The sequence below is a fragment of the Cyclobacterium sp. 10D3-21 genome, assembly GCF_055809755.1.
This window is the reverse complement of sequence record NZ_CM147924.1, coordinates 351186-375966: the sequence shown is the minus strand read 5'-3', so window position 1 is coordinate 375966 and position 24781 is coordinate 351186. Positions and strand designations below refer to the sequence as shown.

General features: G+C 35.4%; 22 protein-coding genes. 21 read left to right on the top strand and 1 reads right to left on the bottom strand.

Going from position 1 to position 24781, the window contains the following annotated elements:
• Nucleotides 1-213 precede the first annotated feature (213 nt).
• The 5 genes from AC0L7T_RS01680 to AC0L7T_RS01660 all read left to right on the top strand — a co-directional run bounded on the left by AC0L7T_RS01680 (nucleotide 214) and on the right by AC0L7T_RS01660 (nucleotide 6071).
• Entirely contained in the window at nucleotides 214-1932 is a 1719-nt protein-coding gene (locus AC0L7T_RS01680; RefSeq protein WP_473340684.1) for an IlvD/Edd family dehydratase, read from the top strand.
• Between the two features lie 65 nt (nucleotides 1933-1997).
• Entirely contained in the window at nucleotides 1998-2774 is a 777-nt protein-coding gene (locus AC0L7T_RS01675; RefSeq protein ID WP_473340682.1) for an SDR family NAD(P)-dependent oxidoreductase, read from the top strand.
• A gap of 52 nt (nucleotides 2775-2826) precedes the next feature.
• Nucleotides 2827-3180 (top strand): transposase, encoded by a 354-nt coding sequence (locus AC0L7T_RS01670; protein ID WP_473340680.1) that lies wholly within the window; start codon nucleotides 2827-2829, stop codon nucleotides 3178-3180.
• 746 nt (nucleotides 3181-3926) lie between these two features.
• Complete coding sequence (dgt, locus tag AC0L7T_RS01665; RefSeq protein WP_473340679.1) at nucleotides 3927-5297, top strand: dGTP triphosphohydrolase; 1371 nt, start codon at nucleotides 3927-3929, stop codon at nucleotides 5295-5297.
• Nucleotides 5298-5300: 3 nt separating this feature from the next.
• Nucleotides 5301-6071, top strand: coding sequence for a hypothetical protein (locus AC0L7T_RS01660; protein WP_473340677.1), 771 nt, complete (start codon nucleotides 5301-5303; stop codon nucleotides 6069-6071).
• 239 nt (nucleotides 6072-6310) lie between these two features.
• On the opposite strand, the gene AC0L7T_RS01655 is transcribed toward AC0L7T_RS01660, so the two are convergent.
• On the bottom strand, nucleotides 6311-7198 hold the full coding sequence (locus tag AC0L7T_RS01655; protein WP_473340675.1) for an IS1595 family transposase: 888 nt from the start codon (nucleotides 7196-7198) through the stop codon (nucleotides 6311-6313).
• 638 nt (nucleotides 7199-7836) lie between these two features.
• On the opposite strand from AC0L7T_RS01655, the gene AC0L7T_RS01650 reads away from it, so the two are divergent.
• The 16 genes from AC0L7T_RS01650 (at nucleotide 7837) to AC0L7T_RS01575 (ending at nucleotide 24733) form a co-directional block, all read left to right on the top strand.
• Nucleotides 7837-8409 (top strand): hypothetical protein, encoded by a 573-nt coding sequence (locus AC0L7T_RS01650; RefSeq protein WP_473340673.1) that lies wholly within the window; start codon nucleotides 7837-7839, stop codon nucleotides 8407-8409.
• 362 nt (nucleotides 8410-8771) lie between these two features.
• Nucleotides 8772-9470 carry a DUF1826 domain-containing protein gene (locus tag AC0L7T_RS01645; RefSeq protein ID WP_473340671.1) on the top strand — a complete coding sequence of 233 codons (699 nt, stop codon included), beginning with the start codon at nucleotides 8772-8774 and terminating at the stop codon, nucleotides 9468-9470.
• A 444-nt stretch (nucleotides 9471-9914) separates the two neighbouring features.
• Nucleotides 9915-10784: a helix-turn-helix domain-containing protein gene (locus AC0L7T_RS01640; RefSeq protein WP_473340668.1), complete on the top strand. Its 870-nt coding sequence runs from the start codon at nucleotides 9915-9917 to the stop codon at nucleotides 10782-10784.
• A gap of 284 nt (nucleotides 10785-11068) precedes the next feature.
• Nucleotides 11069-11623 carry an OsmC family protein gene (locus AC0L7T_RS01635; RefSeq protein ID WP_473340666.1) on the top strand — a complete coding sequence of 185 codons (555 nt, stop codon included), beginning with the start codon at nucleotides 11069-11071 and terminating at the stop codon, nucleotides 11621-11623.
• 296 nt (nucleotides 11624-11919) lie between these two features.
• Nucleotides 11920-12072 carry a hypothetical protein gene (locus tag AC0L7T_RS01630; protein WP_473340664.1) on the top strand — a complete coding sequence of 51 codons (153 nt, stop codon included), beginning with the start codon at nucleotides 11920-11922 and terminating at the stop codon, nucleotides 12070-12072.
• Nucleotides 12073-12396: 324 nt separating this feature from the next.
• Complete coding sequence (locus AC0L7T_RS01625; RefSeq protein WP_473340661.1) at nucleotides 12397-12951, top strand: OsmC family protein; 555 nt, start codon at nucleotides 12397-12399, stop codon at nucleotides 12949-12951.
• 81 nt (nucleotides 12952-13032) lie between these two features.
• The gene (locus tag AC0L7T_RS01620; protein WP_473340658.1) at nucleotides 13033-16422 is read left to right on the top strand and encodes a thiamine pyrophosphate-dependent enzyme; all 3390 of its coding nucleotides are present in this window, start codon (nucleotides 13033-13035) and stop codon (nucleotides 16420-16422) included.
• Nucleotides 16423-17154: 732 nt separating this feature from the next.
• A complete protein-coding gene (locus tag AC0L7T_RS01615) occupies nucleotides 17155-17616 on the top strand; it encodes a mobile mystery protein A (RefSeq protein ID WP_473340655.1) in 462 nt (153 codons plus the stop codon).
• Nucleotides 17607-18203: a mobile mystery protein B gene (locus tag AC0L7T_RS01610; protein ID WP_473340653.1), complete on the top strand. Its 597-nt coding sequence runs from the start codon at nucleotides 17607-17609 to the stop codon at nucleotides 18201-18203. The genes AC0L7T_RS01615 and AC0L7T_RS01610 overlap by 10 nt, the downstream gene beginning before the upstream one ends.
• Before the next feature lie 254 nt (nucleotides 18204-18457).
• Nucleotides 18458-19777 carry a tetratricopeptide repeat protein gene (locus AC0L7T_RS01605; protein WP_473340651.1) on the top strand — a complete coding sequence of 440 codons (1320 nt, stop codon included), beginning with the start codon at nucleotides 18458-18460 and terminating at the stop codon, nucleotides 19775-19777.
• Nucleotides 19778-20911, top strand: a complete 1134-nt coding sequence (locus tag AC0L7T_RS01600; RefSeq protein WP_473340649.1) for an FAD-dependent monooxygenase — start codon at nucleotides 19778-19780, stop codon at nucleotides 20909-20911.
• Between the two features lie 144 nt (nucleotides 20912-21055).
• Nucleotides 21056-21475: a nuclear transport factor 2 family protein gene (locus AC0L7T_RS01595; RefSeq protein WP_473340647.1), complete on the top strand. Its 420-nt coding sequence runs from the start codon at nucleotides 21056-21058 to the stop codon at nucleotides 21473-21475.
• 376 nt (nucleotides 21476-21851) lie between these two features.
• The gene (locus tag AC0L7T_RS01590) at nucleotides 21852-21986 is read left to right on the top strand and encodes a hypothetical protein (RefSeq protein WP_473340645.1); all 135 of its coding nucleotides are present in this window, start codon (nucleotides 21852-21854) and stop codon (nucleotides 21984-21986) included.
• A gap of 73 nt (nucleotides 21987-22059) precedes the next feature.
• Nucleotides 22060-22707 (top strand): response regulator transcription factor, encoded by a 648-nt coding sequence (locus tag AC0L7T_RS01585; RefSeq protein ID WP_473340642.1) that lies wholly within the window; start codon nucleotides 22060-22062, stop codon nucleotides 22705-22707.
• A 234-nt stretch (nucleotides 22708-22941) separates the two neighbouring features.
• Nucleotides 22942-23514, top strand: a complete 573-nt coding sequence (locus AC0L7T_RS01580) for a nuclear transport factor 2 family protein (RefSeq protein WP_473340639.1) — start codon at nucleotides 22942-22944, stop codon at nucleotides 23512-23514.
• Between the two features lie 454 nt (nucleotides 23515-23968).
• Nucleotides 23969-24733, top strand: a complete 765-nt coding sequence (locus tag AC0L7T_RS01575; protein ID WP_473340637.1) for an endonuclease/exonuclease/phosphatase family protein — start codon at nucleotides 23969-23971, stop codon at nucleotides 24731-24733.
• The last annotated feature ends 48 nt before the right edge of the window (nucleotides 24734-24781 follow it).

Sequence of the window (24781 nt, the reverse complement as noted above, 5' to 3'; positions counted from 1 at the left end):
TTTTTAACAAATACCAATGAATATTTTTATCATTAATTTCATTTAAAAGGCTGCTTAAATTCACATTCATTTAATGCAACTTGCAATTGAGGTTTTTAGATGTTAAAATTTTATATTGCCCAAACATTTACTATCCTTATACTTTGAATTGAATAGAAAGTACTACCCTTGCCGGGTTAAGCACTTTTTTGTATTATTAATATAACCCAAAAAATGGAGAAAAAGGAAAGAAGAAGCCAAGGCTGGTTCGGAAAAACTGGCAAGGATGGTCTTATTTATAGGTCGTGGTTTAGGAAGCAGGGCATCCCTACACATGAACTAACTGGTGACAAACCAATCATTGGAATTTGCAACACCTGGTCTGAATTAACCCCATGTAATTCTCACTTTAGGGAATTGGCAGAATTCGTGAAAAAAGGCATTCTAGAAGCAGGTGGTTATCCTGTAGAATTTCCGGTAATGTCACTTGGGGAAACTGTGATGAAACCCACGGCCATGCTCTATAGAAATCTGGCAAGCATGGATACGGAAGAGTCCATTCGTGCCAACCCGCTGGATGGTGTAGTATTGCTCTGTGGCTGTGACAAAACCACTCCCTCCCTTGTAATGGGAGCGGCAAGTGTAAACTTACCCACCATTGTCGTTTCGGGTGGCCCAATGCTCACAGGTAGGTACAGAGGTGGTGAAATAAGCACCAGTGACATTTGGCGCTTTAGCGAAGACTCCAGATCAGGAAAAATCAACCAAGCAGAACTGTACATTGCTGAATCCGGGCTTTGCCGAAGTGATGGACATTGTGGCGTAATGGGTACAGCTTCTACGATGGCTTGTATGGTAGAATCCCTCGGTTTGTCACTTCCCGGAAATGCAGCCATTCCTGCCCCTGATACTGGCAGAAAGATAATGGCCCACATGTCAGGAATGGAAATCGTGAAAATGGTTGAGAATGACCTGAAGCTATCTGACATCCTTACCAGAGAGGCTTTTGAAAATGCCATCATGGTCAATGCTGCTATAGGCGGTTCCACCAATTTTGTTATTCACCTCCTGGCCATTGCTGGGAGAATAGGAATCGATCTTGACTTATCCGATTTTGATAAATATTCTGCCAATATCCCACTTTTGGCCAATCTTCAGCCATCAGGAAAATACTTTATGGAGGATTTTTATTATGCAGGTGGTCTGCCTCCAATTATCCGTCAGTTAAGAGATCGGCTACACAATGAAGCCATGACTGTGACCGGTTTGAGTATAGGCAAGAACAATGAAAAATTTGAAAACTACAATCCTGAAGTAATTGCTTCAATAGATGCTCCTTTCAATCCCTTGTCCGGAATAGTGGTTTTACAAGGAAACCTATGCGAAACAGGCGCTATTATCAAACCCTCCGCAGCAAGTCCTGAATTATTGAAACATACAGGAAAAGCGGTGGTTTTTGAAGACATCGATGATTACAAAAATAAAATTGATGACCCTGATCTGGATATAGATGAAAACTCCATCATGGTACTTAAAAATGTAGGGCCAAAAGGCTACCCCGGAATGCCAGAAGTAGGCAATATGGGCCTCCCTACCAAAGTATTGGCCAAAGGCATCAAGGACATGGTCAGGATTTCTGATGGCAGAATGAGCGGTACTGGTTTTGGTACAGTGATCTTACATGCCACCCCGGAAGCAGCAGAAGGCGGAAATTTTGCCGTCGTTCAAACTGGAGATCAAATTGAACTAGATGTAGAAGCCAGAAAGCTGAACTTATTGGTATCAGACGAAGAGCTGACCAAAAGAAAAGCAGCCTGGAAAAAACCTCCTACCTTGACAGAAAGAGGTTATGTAAGCCTTTATGTGAAGACCGTTGAACAAGCCAATTTAGGAGCCGATCTGGATTTCCTTAAAGGCAATTCAGGAAGTGAAGTCACCAAAGACTCTCATTAATCCATTCCCATTATTACCGGAAAGCAATGCTGTTTTCCGGTAATCTTTAAACTTTACTAAACCCAATGAATAATACCAACACGGAAGCTGCTCCAGTAGCCTTAGTTACAGGAGCGGGTGTAGGAATAGGCTTTGAAATTGTTTTTTTGCTGGCTTCCAAGGGTTATAAGGTCATGTTGAATGACCTGGATGAAGCCGTCACCACCAAAGCCTGTGAAAAGATAAACGCCACTTTCCCCCATACCTGTAAAGGAATTTCCGGAGATGTTTCGGACATCCGTTTTATTGAACAAATGGTGCAGCACACAGTCGAAGCATTTGGTGCAGTAAACGTGGCCGTGGCCAATGCAGGCATCACTGTTTTTGGCGATTTCCTCACCTACAAGGAAGCGGATTTCCATAAAGTAATGCAACTGAATCTGGCAGGTAGCTTTTTTCTTGCCCAGCAGGTATCCCTGCAAATGATCAAACAGCAGACAGGAGGCAGTCTGCTTTTTATGTCTTCAGTCACCGGCCATCAGGCCCACAAAAACCTGGCAGCCTACGGCATGAGCAAAGCCGCCTTAGAAATGCTCGCCAAAACCCTGGTCGTAGAACTTTCCCCTTATAAAATCAATGTAAACGCAGTGGCTCCTGGCGCCACCATGACCGAACGTACCGCTTCGGAAGAAGGCTATGAAAAAACCTGGTCAGAAATAACCCCCATGGGTAGGCCTGCCTATCCCAAAGACATTGCCGAGGCCGTAGCCTTCCTGGTCTCCCCAGCCGCAAGGCACATCACAGGCCAGAGTTTGGTAATCGACGGCGGATGGACTTCTACCAGTCCCTCGCCTTATCGTTAAGAAGACCTATAAGGTTTTTAAAACCTTATAGGTTTATTAAAATGTAACAACTATGAAAGGGCTAGTAAAATTTGAACCGAGTAGCTACTATCATGTAATAAACCATGCGGTAGGTAGCGAAAACCTTTTCAGATGTGATGAAAACTACCGGTATTTTCTAAGAAAATATGCGCAGTACATGCCTTCGGTGTGCAGTACCTTCTGCTATTGCCTTATGCCCAATCACATTCATTTTTTAATCAGAACGATCGATGAAGAAGCTGCTCTAAAACATCCAAAATTCAAGAATGAATATCATAAGTTGGTCATGCAGGAATTGAGCAATCTATTAAATGCCTATGCAAAAGCATACAATAAAAAATACGAACGTAAAGGTGCGCTTTGGATAGACTATACGAAGCGATAAAACCCGAAATATGCAATAGACAATCTATTACGTGCTGAAATCGCTTTAAAATCAGCCACTTCGTTGCTGTTTTCAATTTCACCATAGCGGTGCTATGCTAAAATCTCCAAACAGCCTGATTTTCTTGCGATTGCAACACTCATCACGAATTCTATTACATAATCCGGGTTAAAAATTGAATCAGACAGTTACCTTACTTCGGTCATTAATTACATTCACCAAAACCCTGTAAAACATAGATTTACAAAAGACATACTTGATTGGAGTTACAGTTCTTACTGGTCTCATCTTTCAGAAAAGCCTTCATTGCTCGCAAGAAAGGAAGTAATAAGTTGGTTTGGGGGAGCAAAAGAGTATGCTAATTTTCATACCACCAACACTCCGGGCCTACTCGAAGAATGTGAATATTAAATTAATTAGTCTAAAATAATGAATGCACAAATTTTCTAACACTCAAAAAGAGGAAAGCCGAAATGAAAATCCGGATTGTAGAAGCAAAGTACCAATGGGAAATTTGTCAGCACAATAACCAAATACTCTGACATCTAGGGCAGCTTGGTCTACCACTTCGACGGGATCAAAATCAACCTTAATGAATTTTTGTATGGATTTGACCATCTGTATTAGAACGTTATTTTGACACTTAACGTTAAAAATACGGTTTCTATAATAGATTTCTTGTTCGTAATTCTTACTTTAAGGAAAAATAAAGACCCCGAAGACCTTATCTACGTAATAATAAAAATATGACCTATAAAAAAAATTGGGGCCTCTTACTCGGAGAAAAAAGATTCCGAGAAAAATCAACTACTATTGAAAGTGATGGTCGAAATACTTTTGAGAATGATTATGGTCGCCTTATTTCTAGTGCGCCAATTAGAAGATTACAAGATAAAACACAGGTCTTTCCACTAGAGGAAAGCGATTATATCAGAACAAGATTAACTCATTCGTTAGAAGTTTCATATTTAGGAAGTTCTATAGGACAGAGTATAGAAAACTTATTATTGGAAAAAGGAGAACTTGATAATGAATTAAAAGGATATTTAAGTTCCCTTTTAAGGGTTGCTGGTCTCGTTCACGATTTAGGTAATCCGCCATTTGGGCATTTTGGAGAAGAAGCCATTAAAAAATTCTTTAAAGGATATTTTAAAAACAACTCTAGAACAAGCCTATCTAATCTCGAAAAAGCTGATTTCGAAAACTTTGATGGAAATGTCCAAACATTGAGAATACTATCAAAACTATATTATTTTGGTGATCAATATGGGTATAACTTGAACTATTCAAGTTTGGCTTCAATAATTAAATATCCATCAAATTCATTAGAAGGAAATAAGAAACCAACTACTGAAATTGCCAAGAAAAAATTCGGGTATTTTGTAACTGAAACAGAGACTTACAAGAATATAAATGATTATTTAAAATTAGGAAACAGAAGACATCCTGTGGTATACCTTTTAGAATCTGCTGATGATATTGCGTACAGCGCAGCAGACATTGAAGATGGAGTAAAATTGGGAATTATTGATTTAGACGATATCGAAAGAATTTTTTCAAGAAATTTAGATAAAAATAAAGACATTGTTTTAGAAAAACTAAAGGTGTTAAAAGACAAATATGCTGATGAAAAAAATGTTGATACTTCTTTAGTGATTCAAAAATTCCGAATTTTCACTCAAAAAATAATGATAGAAAGTATCGTCAAATCATTTGATGAGAATTATGAAGAAATAATGGAGGGGAAATTAGAAAATGAAATTATAGATATTTCAGACGCTAAAGACATAAGAAAAGCCTATAAAAATCTTCAATATATTGTTTTTGACGATAAAAATATTCTCAAAAAGGAAATTGCTGGATGGGAAGCAATTTACGGTTTGTTAGAAATATTTGTTACAGCATCACAAAGTGAATCGTTCAAATCTTCAGGCAATAATTTAGAAGCTCGTTTATATAAGATAATTTCAACAAGCCATAGAAAGGTTTTTGAGGATGTGGAGAAATATTCTAATTCAGAATATAAAAAAATACAATTAATTGTTGATTTTGTCAGTGGCATGACAGACAGGTATGCAATTAGATTATTTCAACAATTGAAAGGCATAAAAATATAAATTTTGGATTATAATAATTTCAAATCTAAATTCAAAACACATTTTGATTCAGAGTTACAAAAAAATACTGAATTCAAACATCTACTTTACAATATATTTGTTTTTGGAAGTGCATATGTTGTAGGCGGCTATTTAAGAGATTTTTTGAACTCAAAAAAATCTAGAGATTTGGATATAATTATAGATTTAGAAAACAATAAATTACTCGACATAATTAGTCAATCTAATTGCCAATATTCAACAAATAGACATGAAGGTATAAAAATACAGTTTGAAGATTTAGTTGTAGACATGTGGAGTATTGAGAATAATTGGGCTTTTAAGAATGAATTAGTCAAATTAAATGAAAAAGACAAGCTCAATAGTATTGCAAAAGGCTGTTTCTATAACTATGATTCATTAGTTATTAATTTACACACCTATAACCTACATATGCAGAATTATATGTCCTATGTGGAAAATAACAAACTGGATATTTTACTAAAATCGCCTATTTATAAAAATCTCAACCCAACCACAGAAGCTAATATTTTAAGAGCTTTTTATCTAAAAAAGAAGGAAAAAATACAATTTTCATCAAACACAAAAAAATACTTAATTGACAAAATTGGGCAAATTAAAGACAATGGATTTGAACCAATTGAGATTTTAGAAGAAACAAAATCAAGGTATCCCAAATACCAAAATTATCTTAAAAAGAATGAGATTGATAAAATGATTTGCGAATTGTATTCAGCAAACAAATTTGATAACCAATTTTATATTAACTTTTAATAAACTCTGAAAGATAGAATATCCTTGTCTGAAAATATTATTGAATCCTTCGATTGTATTTTCTACAATAAATAAAGTTTTGAAAGGGTGTTAGGAATTAGGATTAATATGGAAACGATTTTCCTTTAATTTGTGGCCAGCTATTGTCCATTATGGAAATATTTAGTTAGTTTTCACTTTTTATTCCTACCTCATTAAACTAATTGGTTTACATTTAACCTTTTTGAATAAGGCACTTATCAAATAAAGGATTTGTATGGATAAGGTGGCTTTGCCACCATCCTTTGCATTAGGTTTTCAAAAATCCCTTCTTTCATTTTGTGCCTATTGTATCTGTAGGTATACTCATTGATATAAGGTTGAAGGTTCCTAACAGAATGATGAGTTCCCCTCAGCCAGGCCTTGAACATCATTATCACCCGATGCATCTGTTTAAAATTTTCGCCCTTTTTTCCAGATTTTTCACGTACAAGTTTCGGGAAATGTTCCTCCATACCCTTGTAGCCACTCCAGCAGTCAGTCTTAACTTCGGCGTCCTTATCGATGTAATCTTTCATAAATCCTCCAAGATTGACCTTTGAGGCGGTTTCTACAACTCTTCCGTACCAACGAGAAACACCGCCTAATCCCCTTTCTATGCCCACCACCATGATTTTCTTTTTCCCCTCGTTTCTTCCCAATGCTTTGTCGTCCTGACCGCCTACGTATGATTCGTCTACTTCTACTTTCCCCATCATCGGGAAGTTCTGGCTGCTTTCCATCGCCTTCATCACTTTCTGCTTAAAGAACCAGCAGGTCTTTTGCCTAAGCTCAAGCCTACGGCTTAATTCACCGCTACTGACACCATTCTTGTCTGTAGAAACATAATAAACGATATAGAATGCTTTAAGAAGTGAGAACTTACATTTATGAAAAAGGGTACCAGCCTTTGGAGACTCTAGCCGGCCACATTTAGTACATTGCCTATCAAACTCATTAATCCCCTTGCAATAGTGGTTATGGTTACACTTTTTACAAACATATCCATCCTTCCACTTCATATCTGCCAAATATTCATAACATGACCTGTCATCAGGGAACCGCTTCTGAAATTCAAATATTGATAGACTCTTATATCTTTTTTCCATAAAATCAGTGTTTAAAGGAAATATAGCCCTATTTTTATCATTTAACAAACGCCTTATTCAATAACCTTTAACCTGATTTGGAAAAATCAAGTTAAATTATTTGCCTTTTCTAATAAAAATGCTACATTTTTCATCTCCACTAGATTTACCCCCCTAAAACCCTTAATTTGTCAGTGATAATTAAGCCAAAGGAGATTGGAGCCCTGCACGTAATAATTCAACACCGATGAAAAAAAAAGAGCATACACTAATATCACAGCTCACTTAACACAGTGACATTAGAAAGGTTCCCAAAAGCTAATAGCGAGTATATAGGTAATTGGACTAATGAAAAAAAGTATTGGTTATTTTATTTAAATCAAGTAGTAATATAAAAAAAGCATTAAAAAACTCTCCATAATAAAAAAAATTACACTTTACAAAGTTATGAATATCATTTTTTATTAAAATAACATTCATAACTTTGTAGACAAAATATTGAAAACTTATTAAGATCCGGAGAGATTGACACCCATTTCTTAAAATTATATTTAGATAGCATAACGGAAATACTCGTATTTAGTAAAAATAATTGAATTGCAGGAATTAAAACCAATTCAAAATAAATTAAATGAAACTTATAATACAGAAAAAATAAAATGAACATAGTAGAAAAAGAAGCCACTATATTTTATAATAAACTTTATTTCAATGGAAAAATTAACAACCTTGAAAACCTAAAAGGACATATAAATTTAAAATTATATAATTTCAACAGAGATAGGGACAAATTAGATTTTCTAAAAACAATAAGACAAAAAAGTGTTGAAGACAGGGATGAACATATAAAAATTTGTAAAGGTTGTAGTTATGAAGAGGAACGAAACATTGGAATTTTTGCAATTGATCAAGAGATAGATGAATTAAATCGATTTTATTCATCTGAACCTAAAAGAGAAGATAAGTTTAGCGCTAAAGAGGAATCAGAATTACACAACAAACTCAACAATATACTTGAAAAACTAGAAAAACAAGGTTTAGGGCAACAAATAATTTTTGAAGAAATTGAAGATTTAAAAAATCACTTTGACCTTGGAAAGAAAAATTGGTTCCAGCTTTTAAAGGGGAAAGTTGTTGATCTTACTTTCAAAAAAGTACTTGACAAAACAATCGTTCAAGAAATTTACAATCAATTGAGCGAAGGTTTTGAACATGTAATAAAAATAATTTAATAAAACCGCACTACAATAACTAAACATGCTGACGGCTCAAAGGCTTAATCTGAGGATGCTGTCATACCCTTCGACAGGCTCAGGGTCCAATTCATTTAATTCTTCCAAAGGTGTTAAGAATCTTGGGGAACTTTTACCTCTTTTTTTAGGCCTGTAATATTGAAAAAGCAAAGACTTTTAGAGCTAGCAGAACTGCTTTTAAGCAAATATTATTCATTCAATAAAAGCTTAAGGAGCAGATCTTTAGATTACTTGAGCCAAATGAAATGAAGAAGCCGATGATTTGAAAAATAAATTCCCGAAATTTGGAAGGCAATTCTACTTTTTTCAAAGAATCAAGATTTAGTCTTTTACTACCTGTTATGATCAATTTATCTACCGCTGAGCAGCAAATTCAATACGTAACTAATTTTCAAGACTTTCTTTCCACACCTTTTCATGGTAATAGCAATGCAATTTGTTGGACACGTAAGCTTATAGGTGATTTTTCTGAAATTGTTAACCTAGTAGCACATAATGAAAACATGGCCGAACTTCATCGGGATGAGCTTCTTGAACTTCAGTTGACTGAACAAGGACAGCTTGCGCGTGAAATTCTTCTACATGATTTGAAGGTCTTGAAAGCGCATGGTACCTCTCCCACACTTAATGTGATTCAGTCCTATGAAAGGGATGATAGCTACCCGTTTTTTCCCACCGATGTTTATTCTTTTCATGTAGATCGCGCGCCTATACCTGTCGACACCTTTTTATGCACTTACTATGGAGAGTCAAGTGAAATATTGCCCAATTCACAAGCCGAACAAAAAGTGCTTGTTCCTGAAATACGGGATGAACTTAAAAAATTACATGACGGCGCAGAGGATTCTTTTGAATCCTTTTTGACTGAACAGTTCTTTGACCTCCACTATCTGGCCAAACCCAATGCACAACCAATAAGCTTAGGCCTGGGGCATTTATGCAGGTTGGCCACGGATCACCCTAATAGTAAAGTTCCCCCTTGTATTCATCGTGCCCCACAGGAAAAAAATGGACAGAAAAGGTTGTTGTTAATCTGTTAAGTAACAAAAGGAATAAAAAAAGGCTGGATGAATTGAATAAAAAAAACCAACGCCTTCTCAGGCCTGGCAAAGCAATAGTTTTATTAAGAATATCCCCACCCACCTTTCAGGCCCAATAGCTACCCCATCTCACCAAAACTCCTCTGTTGGATATAAGCAAAGGGCTTCTGATTGTTACAGATGCCAGCCTGTCCTGATTTTCCATGTACTTCCAAACATAGGGGAGACCGATGTAACCCGGCATTGTTATCTAAATGCATCTCCACAGGTTTTCACCCTTTGTATCAATTGGGTATTTTGGATAATTGATAAGCATGATAGCAGAAGCTTTCCTCGGTCTTGGTAAGGGCTAGAATAATTCTATGCAGATATTAATTATTGTATGACTTTTCATTATTAAATAGGGTCACTGGAAAAATTTAATTTTTTTGTTAACTTTAGAATATGGCTTTAGACTTAAAGAAGTTTTTCCTAAAGAACAAACATTTTAACAAACTTGTTAGTGACGACTATATGTTTGTTGAATTTAATTGTCCAATAGAAATGGAAAATTTCAAGTTATGGACTGAGATCCCTTTTTTAGCATATATCGTTAGTGGAAGAAAGGATTGGACGACCTTAGACAAAACTTATTGTTTAAAAGAAGGAGATGCTGTGTTTGTTAGAAAAGGCGTTTTTAAAACCAAGCAATATTTTGAAGAAGATTATTGTAGCTTGCTTTTCTTTATAACTGACGATTTTATTAGACGATTTTGTAAAGAAAATCACGAGGCAGTACCTAAAGCATCAATAGATTTCTCTGAAAATCAAATTTATAAGATCAACGTTAATGACCCTCTAAGTTCGCTTTTTTTAACCGTTTTCAATTATTTAAAAGCTGGAAAAGATATTCCTAAAGGTCTCGTAGAAATGAAATTCAAAGAGCTTTTATTTAATATATTAATTGATCCATTAAATAGAGAATTAATAGCGCTTTTCAATTCGATTCAACAAGTCGAGAAAGCAAACCTCTATGACATCATGATGAAAAACTTCCAAAGTGATCTGTCATTGGAAGAGTATGCACGTTTATGCGGGAGAAGTTTGTCAACTTTTAAAAGAGATTTCCAAAATCATTTTAATGAAACACCCGGCAAGTGGTTGAATAATAAACGTCTTGAATACGCCAAAATGTTACTTCAAAACCAAAATTTAAATATCAATGATGTCTGTTGGGAAAGTGGTTTTAAAAACACTTCCCACTTTAATAGTGCTTTCAAAAACAAATACCAATTACCCCCTAATCAATTCAGAAAAGAGCATTACCATCTTTAAAATACACCACAAATAAAAAACTTAAGTATTGTGGAATTCCTACCAATATTCTACCAACCGTTGAAACAACATTTTAAGGTATAAAAAAAACGGCCTCAAATAACTATCGCAATTCAAATAAACTTCACGTTTAAGCAGCTATAAATCAAGCCCATCCTAAAAAAAATGGTCTTTTTTATGCCTTGAACTTTTTACCAAATAATTTGAACTTCAGAGGAAATCCAACCTTTAGCAATTGCTATACATTTGTTTCAAACAAAGTTTAACAATTAAATTCTAAAAAAATGGAAACTACAGTAAACATCAAAAACGGAGTAAATGTTGATCAATTAGTAGAAACAATTGGTCATATTCAAGCTCAACCAGAATTAGCCAAATTTGAATTCAGAGCTAAAAACAGTTGGATTGATGGAGGACATTGCGTGTCTAGTATCAAAGAATTCTATGGCGCAGGTCAGGAAGACTCCACCCGGGAAGAAACTTTTAAATTGGCATGTAGCCACCCACATGTATTATTAGGAGCAAACGAAGCTGCCACCCCACCAGAAGTAGTTCTTCATGCCTTAAGCTCTTGTTTAACTGCTGCCATGGTTTATCATGCTGCTGCAAACGGCATTGATATTGGAGGTGCAGAATCTGACATTGAAGGCACTGCAGATTTACATGGATTTTTAGGATTAGATCCTGAAGTGCGCAAAGGCTTTAACGGCATTCACTTTAAACTTAAAGTGAAATCCGACGCTACTGTTGAACAGCTAGAGAATTTAGCGAAATTTTCACCTGTTTTCGATATGATAACCAACCCAACACCGGTTACCATAGAAATTGTAAAGGAATAATTTCTTCATTCACAAAATATGCAATAGACCTGCTATTACGTGATGAAAATTACTTCCCATTGGGGCTGGACAGGTTATGGACAAACCCTATTGCAGCATACAGATTTAAAAAGACTACTCTATAAAATTAGGGTAGTCTTTTTTATTTAAAATAAAAACAACAAGCCTTTCACTTCACTACAATACAAACTAAAAAACACATAACCGTTTGTGGTAATACAGCAGCAGCAGGAATAGTCTACAAAGCCAAAGAGGTTTATGCTATTTATCCTCATCCCATTACGCCATCTTCAAAATTGCAAGAATTAATAGCACAATGGAGTGCAAAAAAACAAGAAAGGGTTGCTGTCCTTTCGGTTTTCGAAATACAAAGTGTAACAGGAATGGCTGTTGCCATGCATGGTGCTTTATTTCAAGTATCCTTACAGCCACACAAGGCTTCTTATTAATAATCCCAAATAGTACATATGATTACTGGGGAATTAGCGTCAAAAATATTTAAGAAGTTCTATTGTTGATATTTGAATTCCAAAAAGGAAATTGAAGTATTAATTTATAGGGTTATTTAGGAAGATAAAAAAGTCAATAAATAACTATCGCAATTCAAATAAACTTCACGTTTAAGCAGCTATAAATCAAGCCCATCCTAAAAAAATGGTCTTTTTTATGCCTTGAACTTTTTACCAAATAATTTGAACTTCAGAGGAAATCCAACCTTTAGCAATTGCTATACATTTGTTTCAAACAAAGTTTAACAATTAAATTCTAAAAAAATGGAAACTACAGTAAACATCAAAAACGGAGTAAATGTTGATCAATTAGTAGAAACAATTGGTCATATTCAAGCACAGCCAGAATTAGCCAAATTTGAATTCAGAGCTAAAAACAGTTGGATTGATGGAGGACATTGCGTGTCTAGTATTAAAGAATTCTATGGCGTAGGCCAGGAAGACTCCACCCGAGAAGAAACTTTTAAATTGGCATGTAGCCACCCACATGTATTATTAGGAGCAAACGAAGCTGCCACCCCACCAGAAGTAGTTCTTCATGCCTTAAGCTCTTGTTTAACTGCTGCCATGGTTTATCATGCTGCTGCAAACGGCATTGATATTGGAGGTGCAGAATCTGACATTGAAGGCACTGCAGATTTACATGGATTTTTAGGATTAGATCCTGAAGTGCGCAAAGGCTTTAACGGCATTCACTTTAAACTAAAAGTGAAATCCGACGCTACTGTTGAACAGTTAGAAAATTTAGCGAAATTTTCACCTGTATTCGATATGATAACCAACCCAACACCGGTTACCATAGAAATTGTAAAGGAATAATTTCTTTAAAAAAGACTACCCTACAAAGTTAGAGTAGTCTTTTTTTAAACTTAAAAACAACAGGACTTTCACTTCACTACAATGAAAACTAAAAAACACATAACCGTTTGTGGTAATACAGCAGTAGCAAGAATAGCCTATAAAACCAACGAGGTTTGCGCTATCTATCCCATTACGCCTTCGTCTAAAATGTCCGAATTAGTAGAACAATGGAGTGCAGCCAAACAAGAAAATATATTTGAAACTGTCCCTACGGTTTTCGAAATGCAAAGCGAAGCAGGAGTGGCTGGCGCCATGCATGGTGCTTTACAAACTGGCTCTTTATCAACTACCTTTACAGCATCACAAGGCTTGTTATTAATGCTCCCAAATATGTATAAGATTGCAGGGGAATTAACGCCAAATGTCATTCATGTTGCAACGAGAAGTATAGCAACTCACGCCTTATCGGTTTTTGGTGACCATAGTGATATTATGGCTGTTAGAAGTTCTGGTTATGCAATGTTGGGCGCAGCTTCAGTACAAGAAGCACAGGATTTCGCATTAATATCTCAAGCGGCAACCTTACAATCCAGAATTCCATTTGTACACTTTTTTGATGGGTTTAGAACATCACATGAAACTTCTAAAATTGAAGAAATTTCAGATTTAACCATCAAAAAAATGATGGATTTGGAGTGTATTCACAATCATAGAAAAAGAGCATTAAATCCAAACAATCCTACAATTAGAGGAACAGCACAAGGCGCAGAGGTGTTTTTTCAAAGTAGAGAAGCAGTGAATACCTTCTATAATTCGTGTCCTGATATTGTCCAAAACAAAATGGATGTTTTCGCAGAATTAACTGGAAGACCGTACCGCCTATTCGATTATGTTGGAGCAAAAAATGCTGAACATATTATTATTTCAATGGCTTCCTCTACTGAAACTGTGGAAGCAACTATTAACCATTTAAATGCCAGGGGTGAAAAGTACGGATTGATAAAAGTGCGATTGTTTAGGCCTTTTAGTAAAAAACACCTTATTAAAGCCTTACCAGATACCGCAATATCAATTGCAGTATTAGACCGGACAAAAGAACCTGGCGCAACAGGAGAACCTTTGTATTTGGACGTAATGCAATCCTTTCATGAAGCCTTTCAAAATAAGGAAATATCAAGGTTACCAAAAATCATTGGAGGTCGTTACGGTTTGTCATCAAAAGAGTTTACACCAGCTATGGTGAAATCCGTGTTTGATAATTTAAAATCCATTCAACCAATAAACAATTTCACTATAGGTATTTTCGACGATGTAACTAACCTAAGTTTATCTTACTTTGAAGAATTTAAAGTCGATACAGAACCATATAAGGCATTATTCTATAAAAATCAATCTTCAAATAATAAAAGCAAGTTTAGTTGTGTATCAAAATTGATTGGTAACACAACTAATCAATATGTACAATCCTATTCCGAATGTGATTATAAAAAATCGGAATCCAGAATTGTGACTCATTTAAGATTCGATTCAAAACCCATAAAAGCACCTTATTTAATTGATAATGCAGATTTTATTGTTTGCGAGAATGTGCACTTCATTATAAAAGACAATGTGCTAAATAAAATAAAACCAAACGGAACACTTTTGGTTGCTACCTCACTTGAGTCTAATACCTTTTGGCATTCCCTTTCAGCAAAAGCTCAGGAACAAATTATTGAAAAAGGAATTTCGCTTTTTATTGTGAACAATGATAATTTAAAAGGAAGTTATGGCATAGAGAATTACCCTATTTCTCCTCTTCAAGCTTGTTTTCTTTCATTGAACAATGATTTAATGGAGAATTCTACTTTAACCGAAGTAAAAGAACTACTCATTAAAATTGATACATCAATACAGACCAATTTTGAAAAGATTCCATTGGTAGCAGATGAAGATTTTGCATCAACACTTTTAGGTAAATTATTAGTAAATAATGGAAATAAAATTTCTGTAAGTGAATTGCCTGTAGATGGTACATATGAAACGAATACTTCAATTTATAATCCAAATAAAAACAGGAGAATGATTCCTGAATGGGATCCAGATAGTTGTACACAATGTGGTGCATGTAGTATGGCCTGCCCACAAAGTGCCATAAGAATGAAAGTATTTGAAGATAAATTTTTAGAAAAAGAACCGCAAAGCTTTAAATCTGTTGACTCTAACAATTTTGATCCATTGCGCTTTACTATTCAAGTTAATTTTGACCAATGCAATGCATGTAATAATTGTGTTGATTCCTGTTCAGAAAATGCATTAACTATGGCAGATAAGGCAAATTCAAACAATGAAAAATGGAATTTTTTTGAAAGCCTTCCAGAATTAGATCGGACAAAAATTGATGCTTCTAAAGTTAGCCAACAACAACTACAAGAACCATTATTTAAATATTCAACTGCTGATGAAGGTTGTGCTGAAGCAGCCTATTTTAAATTATTATCTCAATTATTTGGAGACAGATTGCTAGTTGCCAATGCAACAGGTTCAAGTTCTATTTTTGGTGGAGCATTACCAACAACACCTTGGGCAAAAAACAAAGAAGGAAAAGGACCAGCATGGTCAAATTCATTGTTTGAGGACAATGCAGAATTTGGTTTAGGGTATAGATTATCTCTAGACCAACAAAAATCCGAAGCAGCAATTTTGCTTAAAAAATTAATGCATGTCCTTGATTTTGATTTGGTGCATGACATTATCACAGCAAAACAAAATTCAGAAATTGAAATTATCCAACAACAGAATAGAGTGACTCATCTAAAAGAAGTCTTAAATAAAATAAATACTAGTGATGCAGATAGGCTTACCCGGTGTGCAGATGCATTAGTTAAGAAAAGTGTTTGGTGTGTTGGTGGAGATGGATGGGCATACGATATTGGTTTTGGAGGTTTGGACCATGTGATTGCATCTGGTAAAAATGTAAACATTCTAATTTTAGATAACGAAGTGTATTCCAATACAGGTGGACAAATGTCTAAAGCCACCCCATTTGGGGCAGCAGCAAAATTTGCCCATTTAGGCAAAACAAAGCAAAAAAAGGATTTAGGACGCATGGCAATGACTTATGAGGATGTTTATGTGGCCTCCGTTGCAATGTATGCCAACCAAGAGCAAACATTAAAGGCTTTTAAAGAAGCCGAAAGTTTTGATGGTCCATCAGTAATCATAGCCTATTGTCATAGTAATTCTCATGGCATTGATATGAAAAAACCTAGTCAGTACCATAAAGCAGCTGTTGCATCTGGTCAATGGTTATTGTACAGAAATGACCCAAGAAAATTGAAAGCTTTCCAATTGGATTTAAATGAACCAATCATGAAAGTTGAAAACTATTTAAAAATGGAAAAACGATTTGATAGTTTATTCAAACCAACAAATAATATATTAAAACATAAGCTACAGCATGATGTTGACAAGCGTTTTCAAAAATACAAATCCTTGGTACAATCTTGAGAAAAACGACTCAGCCCTTTAACCCGAAATATGCAATAGACATTCTATTACGTGCTGAAATCGCTTTAAAATCAGCCACTTCGTTGCTGTTTTCAATTCTACCTGACGGTAGACAGGTTCACCATAGCGGTGCTATGCTAAAATCTCCAAACAGTCTGATTTTCTTGCGATTGCAACACTCATTACGAATCCTATTACATAATCCGGGTTTAAAATAGGGGACAAAACTTATGTGCAATTTTTTGGTATTCAGGTATCAGAAAGCAATGTGGAAGATTATTTAAATGCCTGGTTTCGAAATAAAATTGAAACAATTAAAAGCAAGTTGCCAATAACCAAGCATTTTGACGGCGGGCCCTTCGACACCCTTCGGCAGGCTCAGGAACCGTGCTCAGGGTCCAATTCAATGATTAATTGAAAGGCTGCTGGGTTTAAGGTTAAAGTCTTTTTTTGATCCTAATCTTTAAAATGTGGTTCCTCCACTAGAATACTTGTTCTTATTTTAAGCGAAGATAATTAACCGTAATTCCCATAAATTAGACCGCATATACGCAAACAAGAGATTTAACATTAGTATGTGCTATTGTTGGCTTTAATTTTAAAGAACACCCATAGGTAACCTACCTGTTTACTTTTTTACAATTTTGTAAACTTATCTGTTGACTTTTACATATATTTGTAAACGCAAAGGTTTACATCTAATTTATTATGTAAGCTTATAAATTTACAAAAATGAGAAACAAGCAAAAACTTTTAATTGAGCAGTTGGACCAAAAGCTTCAACCATTCTTTGCCGCCAGAAAAGTTTTGGTACCAGAACGTGGATGGATAAATACAATCCGGACTACACTCAACATGACAATGGCCCAACTAGGAGTCAAGTTAAACATAACAAGACAAGGTGTGAAAAGAATTGAAGAAAGTGAAGCTAATGGAACAATTACACTCAATGCCTTAAAAAATACAGCCAAGGCTATGGACTTAAAACTTGTTTATGCATTGTTGCCCAAAAATGGGACTATTGATGATTTGATAGAAAAAAAAGCCGAAGAACTGGCAAAAAAAATAGTATTGAGGACCAATAACAATATGAAATTAGAGGGCCAGGGAATTGGAGATGAAAAGATGGGCAGTACTATAAAGGAACTCGCTAATGAAATAAAACGAGAGATGAGAAAGTCGTTATGGGATTAGTATTGGATTATAAAGATGGACAAACACCTTTGGCCGAAGAAGAAAAGGAAGGTCTTAAAATAAAGTCAATTACTACGCAAGGAGAACTGGATGAATTTGAGCAATTGAACATTGAAAAAGCAGTTGAATGGACGATTCGTGCAAAGTGGAAACCTGAAAATATTTTGACTGAAAAATTTATAAAAGGCCTACACAAAAGAATGTATGGAGACCTATGGAAATGGGCAGGTGAATTTAGAAGGACCGAAAAAAACATTGGAATTCACTGGACACAAATTGGAATCGAATTAAAGGTTTTACTTGACGACTCAAAATATTGGATTGAAAACAACACCTTTTCACCTGAAGAAATAGCTATTAGGTTTAAACACAGAATAGTATCCATCCATTGTTTTCCAAATGGCAATGGACGCCATTCCAGAATGATGGCTGACATAATTATGGAATCGATATTTGGAAAAGAAATATTTACTTGGCATCAATCAAATATGGTTCAGGCCAACGAGGTAAGAAAAGACTATATTAAAGCTTTACAAGAAGCTGACAATGGACACGTTGAACCATTAATTAAATTTGCAAAAGGGTAAATATTCTCATGACCGACACCCCTCGACAGCCTCAGGGGCCATGCTCAGGGTCCACTTTAATGAATTATTATAAGGGTGATGGGGATCAGGATACAGTTTTTTAACCCTAACCTTTAAAAATGTAGTTCCTGCACTAGATCTCTTGTCTAAAATCCTTATTTTGACATGTAGAAATAAGCGCTAAGCCTCTGCAAAGTAAGCCATATGCAATTCCATAGGCATATACATACAAAACATTTTGGCTAATTAGAAAAATGAAATTATTCGGGTTCAATAAAAAAGAAAATACGTTTCGGATAACCAACCCTGATAGAGAATGGGTTGAGGATAATTTTAAATGGTTGATTAAGTTTTTTGGGTATCCTAATAGACAAAGTGAGCAAATTATTATTACGGAGAAATTCTTTCCAAATGCCTTTTCTAATAGGGGGTTATTAATCCAAAACGTTATAAAAGACTTGAGCAACTTGCTAGGTCTGCATTCTAGCAAAATCAAATTTGAAATCCACGAAGATTTACGAGATGTTTATGGAATGCCATTTGAAATACAGGGAAAGCCATTTGAAACAGAAACAGAATTTACAGATGACAATTATACTATCCACATTGCTAAAACAATTGCCGATCGACCAAATCGGCTCATTTTTAGCCTGATTAATGAATTCATTAAAATTCGGTTAACTGAAAACAAACTACAATTTGACACAGGAGATGACACTTCCCTGTTCATTTTTATAGCAGGAATCTATTTCGGCTTTGGGATTCCACTCTGTCAAAACTTAACCGATAGAGGAAGAATTGATGACGGGTTTTGGGAAACCAAATGGGACTATGTCTCTGAAATGCCAACCGAAGTCATGGCATTTGGCTTAGCAACCTATTCAAAGCTAATAGAACAGGATAATCCGGACTGGAAAAATGAATTACCTCAAGAACATCGAGTACAATTTGAACGTGCTATTACTTTTCTAAATAATTCTCCCTCTAAAGTTTTCAGTAAAGCTGAGTTAGATGCAAATGACTTGTTCAATCAAGCAACCAAAGAATACCAAAACGGAGATTTTGAATCTGCAACTACTACGCTACAAAAAATCTTATTTTTAACTGAAGATGAAATGTTAAAAGCGGAAGTTTTTAACAATATTGGTTACCACCAGCTCAGATGTCAAGATTATGAAAAGAGTATTTCTAATTTTCAAAAGGCACTTAACATAGACAGTAGTAATGGCTTTACTTATGACAATTTAGGCTATGCCTTGATCCAAACAGGTAAAATCGAAGAAGGTAAAAAACAACTTGTTCAGGCTTTGGAAACAGGCAACCATGACATTGCTTACTCCTATAGAAACCTAGCTTTATATTACTCTGCTAAAAATGAAATAGCAAAAGCTGAAACCAATTTTAAATTAGCTTTTGAATCCGAAACCGAACCAGTGGACCTCCTAGAATTACATTACGCTAATTTCCTTATCAAACAGAGTAAAACAGAAAAAGGGATGGAATACTTGAGAAAAGCCGTTAAAAAAGGTGAGCCGGAGGCAAGGAGAAGAATGAATGAAATAACAAAAAACTAAATGAAACAAAAAGTCGCAGTAATCGGAGGAGGTATAGCGGGACTTACCTTTGCACGTTGCCTTTCCACCAATCAGTATGAAGTCCACATTTTTGAACAAAAACAAGAATTCGGAGAAGTAGGCGCTGCTATCAGTGTCTTTCCAAACGCTCTATCTGTGATGGATGAAATTGGACTACTTGATCCAATACTGAAAACAAGCGGAAAATTTGAAAATGTCTACCTCAAAACGAAAAAAGGAAATATCCTTAGTAAGTCTTCACCCAAGAGTGATTATCCTGTCGTTTGTATTCACCGAGCCGACTTACACAGAATTTTGCTAACCGGTATTAATGCTCAACTGCATAAGGCTAAAAGTGTAAAGCAATTAGCGAATTTAGATAATGGTCAGGCGGAAGTGACTTTTGAAAATGGTGAGTGCTCAAATTTTGATGCAGTAATCGGAGCAGATGGCATACATTCTGTAGTTCGAAAACACATCATCAACGACGGAGATCCCATATATAGAGGTTACAACGTTTGGCGTGGTGTGGTTGAAACCAATTTTGACATTGGTTATGCAAGTGAAACCTATGGAGAAGGTCAGCGAGTGGGAATAGTACCTATTAAAGATGGGGTATATGGTTGGTGGGCAACTTGCAATGAAGCATTTTTGCAAGATGATGTTCCAGAAGGAACAAAAAACAAGCTGAAACGTCTTTTTGGAGATTGGCATCAGCCCATTCCAGAGCTAATTGAAAACACTGAAAAAATTCTAAAAAACAGTTTGTCTGATCGAGTGCCGCATAAAGGCTGGACCAAGGGCAATATAACTTTAATCGGAGATGCAGCCCATCCAACCACTCCAAACTTAGGGCAAGGAGGATGTATGGCAATTGAAGGAGCATATCTTTTGGCCCAATGCGTAAACAAATATGGACTTTCCCCTAAAGCATATGCCCTTTACGAAAAACATCAATTTCCACGATCCAAAGAAATCGTAAATGAAAGTTTGACACTTGGAAAAATAGGGCAAATTTCAAACCCCGTCTTAATAGCTTTAAGGAACTTTCTTTTCAAAATAACCCCGTCAAGTGTCGCAATGAAAATGATAGCAAAATACTTTTCCTATAGAGTAACGGAATTAAAAATATAAAGGCCAGCTGCCAATAAAATCTATAAGCAAAATCACTATCTTAAAGCAACTAATATATACCCAGAATTAAAAACACCAACAAAGGCACCTAAAAGCTTATTGTATCCTCTTGCTGGACGGTGGCATTCATAAACGAAATTCAATATGAATAATACAGTCCTTACTAAATTTAAAAATTATTTTGCCAAAATGGATTTCGATAATGATTCTATTTTAGACGACATCTATTCAAAAAACGTGGTTTTTAAAGACCCCATTCACGAAATAAATGGAATTGAAAACCTCAGTAAGTACTTTAAAAAGTTAAATGACAATTTAATTGAAGGATCATTTCAATTTATAGATGAATCTACCATTGGCAATAAGGCTTTTATAAGTTGGGAAATGAACCTTCGTTTAAAAAAGCCTAACAAAAACGTAAAAGCATCTGGGATATCTGTACTAACAATTGAAGAAAAGATAGTTAGCCAAAGGGATTACTTTGATGCGGGAGAGTTATTCTATGAAAATATCCCAGTTTTGGGTGGTATAATCCGATTCTTAAAAAAGAAAATAGCGGATTAATGTCAATTAAACCTGCCTTCTACCTTTTATAATTTTAGAAATAGTTTAATCTGATTTAAAGACTTTAGCTACTGCTTATTGTTATCTCTTACTGTTCACTTTAACTCAAGCCGGAATAATTGAAATGATTAAAGAAGGAACCTATAAAAATTGATACCTTTCTGCTGCACAACCACAGGCTAAAAAATTACCGCACGGGTCCTCACTTTCCTAAACTTTATGTATTTTAGTCAGCGGATTTTCCTAATTGAGAGCCTTGTGTTTTCACGCACAAACCTTTACACTACCCGTAATGCGCTACCAAAGAAAATCACCCCAAGTGCATATTAAGGCGACAAACATAAAGGGAGTTAATTATGGAAACAAAACGCATTAAATGAAGCAATTGGACGAATTAAAGCTGCAAATACTGAAAATTCACAATCTCTATTGGGACAGTTATTTGAAAGGTGATATTCAAACAATGGCTGATTTATTAGCTGAGGAATATTCACAAATTGGTAGTGCCTAGCAAGAAGTTTTTTTCAATAAAAAAAAGGCCTTTCAATTTTTGTATGAAACCATTGACCAGGTAGCTGGAAAACTTGAAATGCGAAACAGGCATAAAACCTGATTTAATTATTTCAGATGTAATGATGCCCGTAATGGATGATTTCAAAATGTTGAAAGCCATAAAAACCGATAAAAATTTATGGTCCATCCCCATTGTTATGCTCACCGCAAGGGCTGAATCTGATGATAGGCTTACCGCTTTACAAATCGGTGTAGATGATTATTTGACAAAACCTTTTGAAGAAGCTGAATTGTTTGCCCGCATAAAAAACTTATTGCAAAATGCCAAAATACGCAATCAAATGGCCAATGAGAATTCAGTCGAGGTGGGCGAAATAGAAAAGGCTAACCTCAATAGCACTGACAAAGAATGGCTTGTAAAATTAGAGGGAAAGGTCAAAACAAATATGGGTAATTTCGATTTATCGGTGGATTATCTTGCCGATGAATTGTATCTAAGCCGAGCCCAATTTTTTCGAAGACTTCAAAGCCTCATTGGTCTAACCCCTTTACAATACATTCAGGAAATCAGGTACCACTATGCAAGGCAAATGCTCGAAAACAAAAGCATAAGCAGTGTAAAAGCTGTTTCCTATGCCATAGGAATAAAGAAAGTACAGTACTTTTCAGAAAAATTTAAAGATCGTTTCGGAAAATCTCCCTCCGAATACTTGGTATAAGAAACCAAATCCAAGCTTCTATTTTCACTTTTTAGTCTATAAGCCTATGCTTATTATTTGTCCCTTTTGGATGAATGAGACAAATAAGGTGTGAAAATGAAACAATTGAGGGCTATGCCATACAAATGGGTAGGATAAATGAGATTTTTGGGTAAATCCTTTGATCCAACTTTGTGATGTTACTATTGGGGATCGCCGAAAACCAGTTGAGAGTTGGCACAATTCAATGACATCATGAAAAAATTAACACTAACCCGAATGGCCCTTTTAATGGGTATAATTTTATTTACGGCATGTAACAGTAATCCAAAAATGGAGCAGGCAAGCACTGACGAGCTTGCTAAAATGAACCGCGATTTTGTACAAGCCCTAAATGACAAAGCACTTGCTACAAACCAAAATGAGTCGGGTGATGAGGAGGCTGTAAAACATGCAGTAGATGCCTTTCTATATGAAGCCGGCAATCATAACTATGAAGCCATAATACCCATGTTCCTGTCCAATGCTAATATTGGGTTTATATACGAAAAAGATGGGCAATGGTCTTCGCCAAAAACCATCAGTTTTAAAGAATGGGTAGAAGGAAAGCAAAAGAAGACTAACCTGAAAAAATTTGAAGAGCCCGTGTCAAAGTATACGGTTCAAATTTCCAATGGTAATTTGGCTTTTGTTTTGGCAGAAGCTATAGAATCTGTAAATGGTGTAGCCAAAACGCACAATAGGGATCATTTTGTACTTATGAAAGAAGATGGAAACTGGAAATTTTTAAGCGGTTCTTATTCAGCCGTTCCAGTGAATAAAAAATAAGCTTCTTCTTGAATATCCGATAAGTGGTTTGCCTTTACGAAAAGGCAAACCTTTTTTTTTGAATAGATCAGGACCTTATTAAATGGAGAAAGTGAATTTTAAACTCACTGGCTCATCTTTATACCCTTTCCAACATAAAATGGTTCCAAACTTGATTTCTTGTCCTAAATCCTTAATTTGACAAAAAATCAACTGAAGGTTTTGGATACACGTTTCGTATATACGCATTAAAGAATAAAAACACGGGTATATGCAAATGCTGTATCCAATTATAAATAGGTCAATCTGAATGAAGAAATTAATCTACCACACGCTTATAATGGTCCTTATTTTTACCTCCATTGCGACAATTATTGGGTATTTCGGAACTGACAATTGGTTTTTTGATTTATTCAGCCACTTTAAATTACAGTACTTCATTCTATTGGTGTTTGGCATAATAATTCTGCTCTTGATGAAATACAGAATTGCCTTGTTTTTCCTGCCTTTTGCCTTTCTAACAGGATTTGAAATAGTGCCTCTGTATTTTGGAGGAACCAAGAATGTTGACATTCAAGATACCCTCAAAATTGTATGCATAAACTTGCTAAGTTCAAACAGAGAATTTGAATCCGTTGAAAAGTTTATAATTACAGAGTCTCCTGATATTCTGGTATTACAAGAATTGACTGAGTTATGGCAAACCATGCTTGAACCAACTTTATCGACCTACCAGTATCAGACTGTTAATCCACGTACTGATAATTTTGGAATAGCACTTTACAGTCGAGTCGATCTTGCTTCATCTGATGTTATCAATGTCGGTAGTTCTGGATTACCATCCATTGTAACCCAGATGAAATATGGAAAAGACAGTATAACAATTTTAGCAACTCATCCATTACCACCAGTTGGAAGGGAGTCCTTTGATCGTAGAAATGAACAGTTGATGGCTATATCAAATTTTGCTAATTCAATGAAAAATGAACTTGTTATAATAGGCGATTTGAACTGTTCCTCTTTTTCTAACCATTTTAAAAACCTCATTAAGAGAACTGACTTAATTGACTCACGAAAGGGTTTTGGAATTTTATCAACCTGGCCAACATGGTTTAGTATGGCAAAAACAACGCTGGATCATTGTTTAGTTTCAGATGGGTTAACGGTTAAATCCCGTAAAGTAGGAAAATCCATAGGTTCTGATCATTTACCAATAATTGTTGAACTGGGAATAAAATAAAGGCTAAAATCAGCTAATATAGGGATGTAAGAAGGTTAAATTTGATAT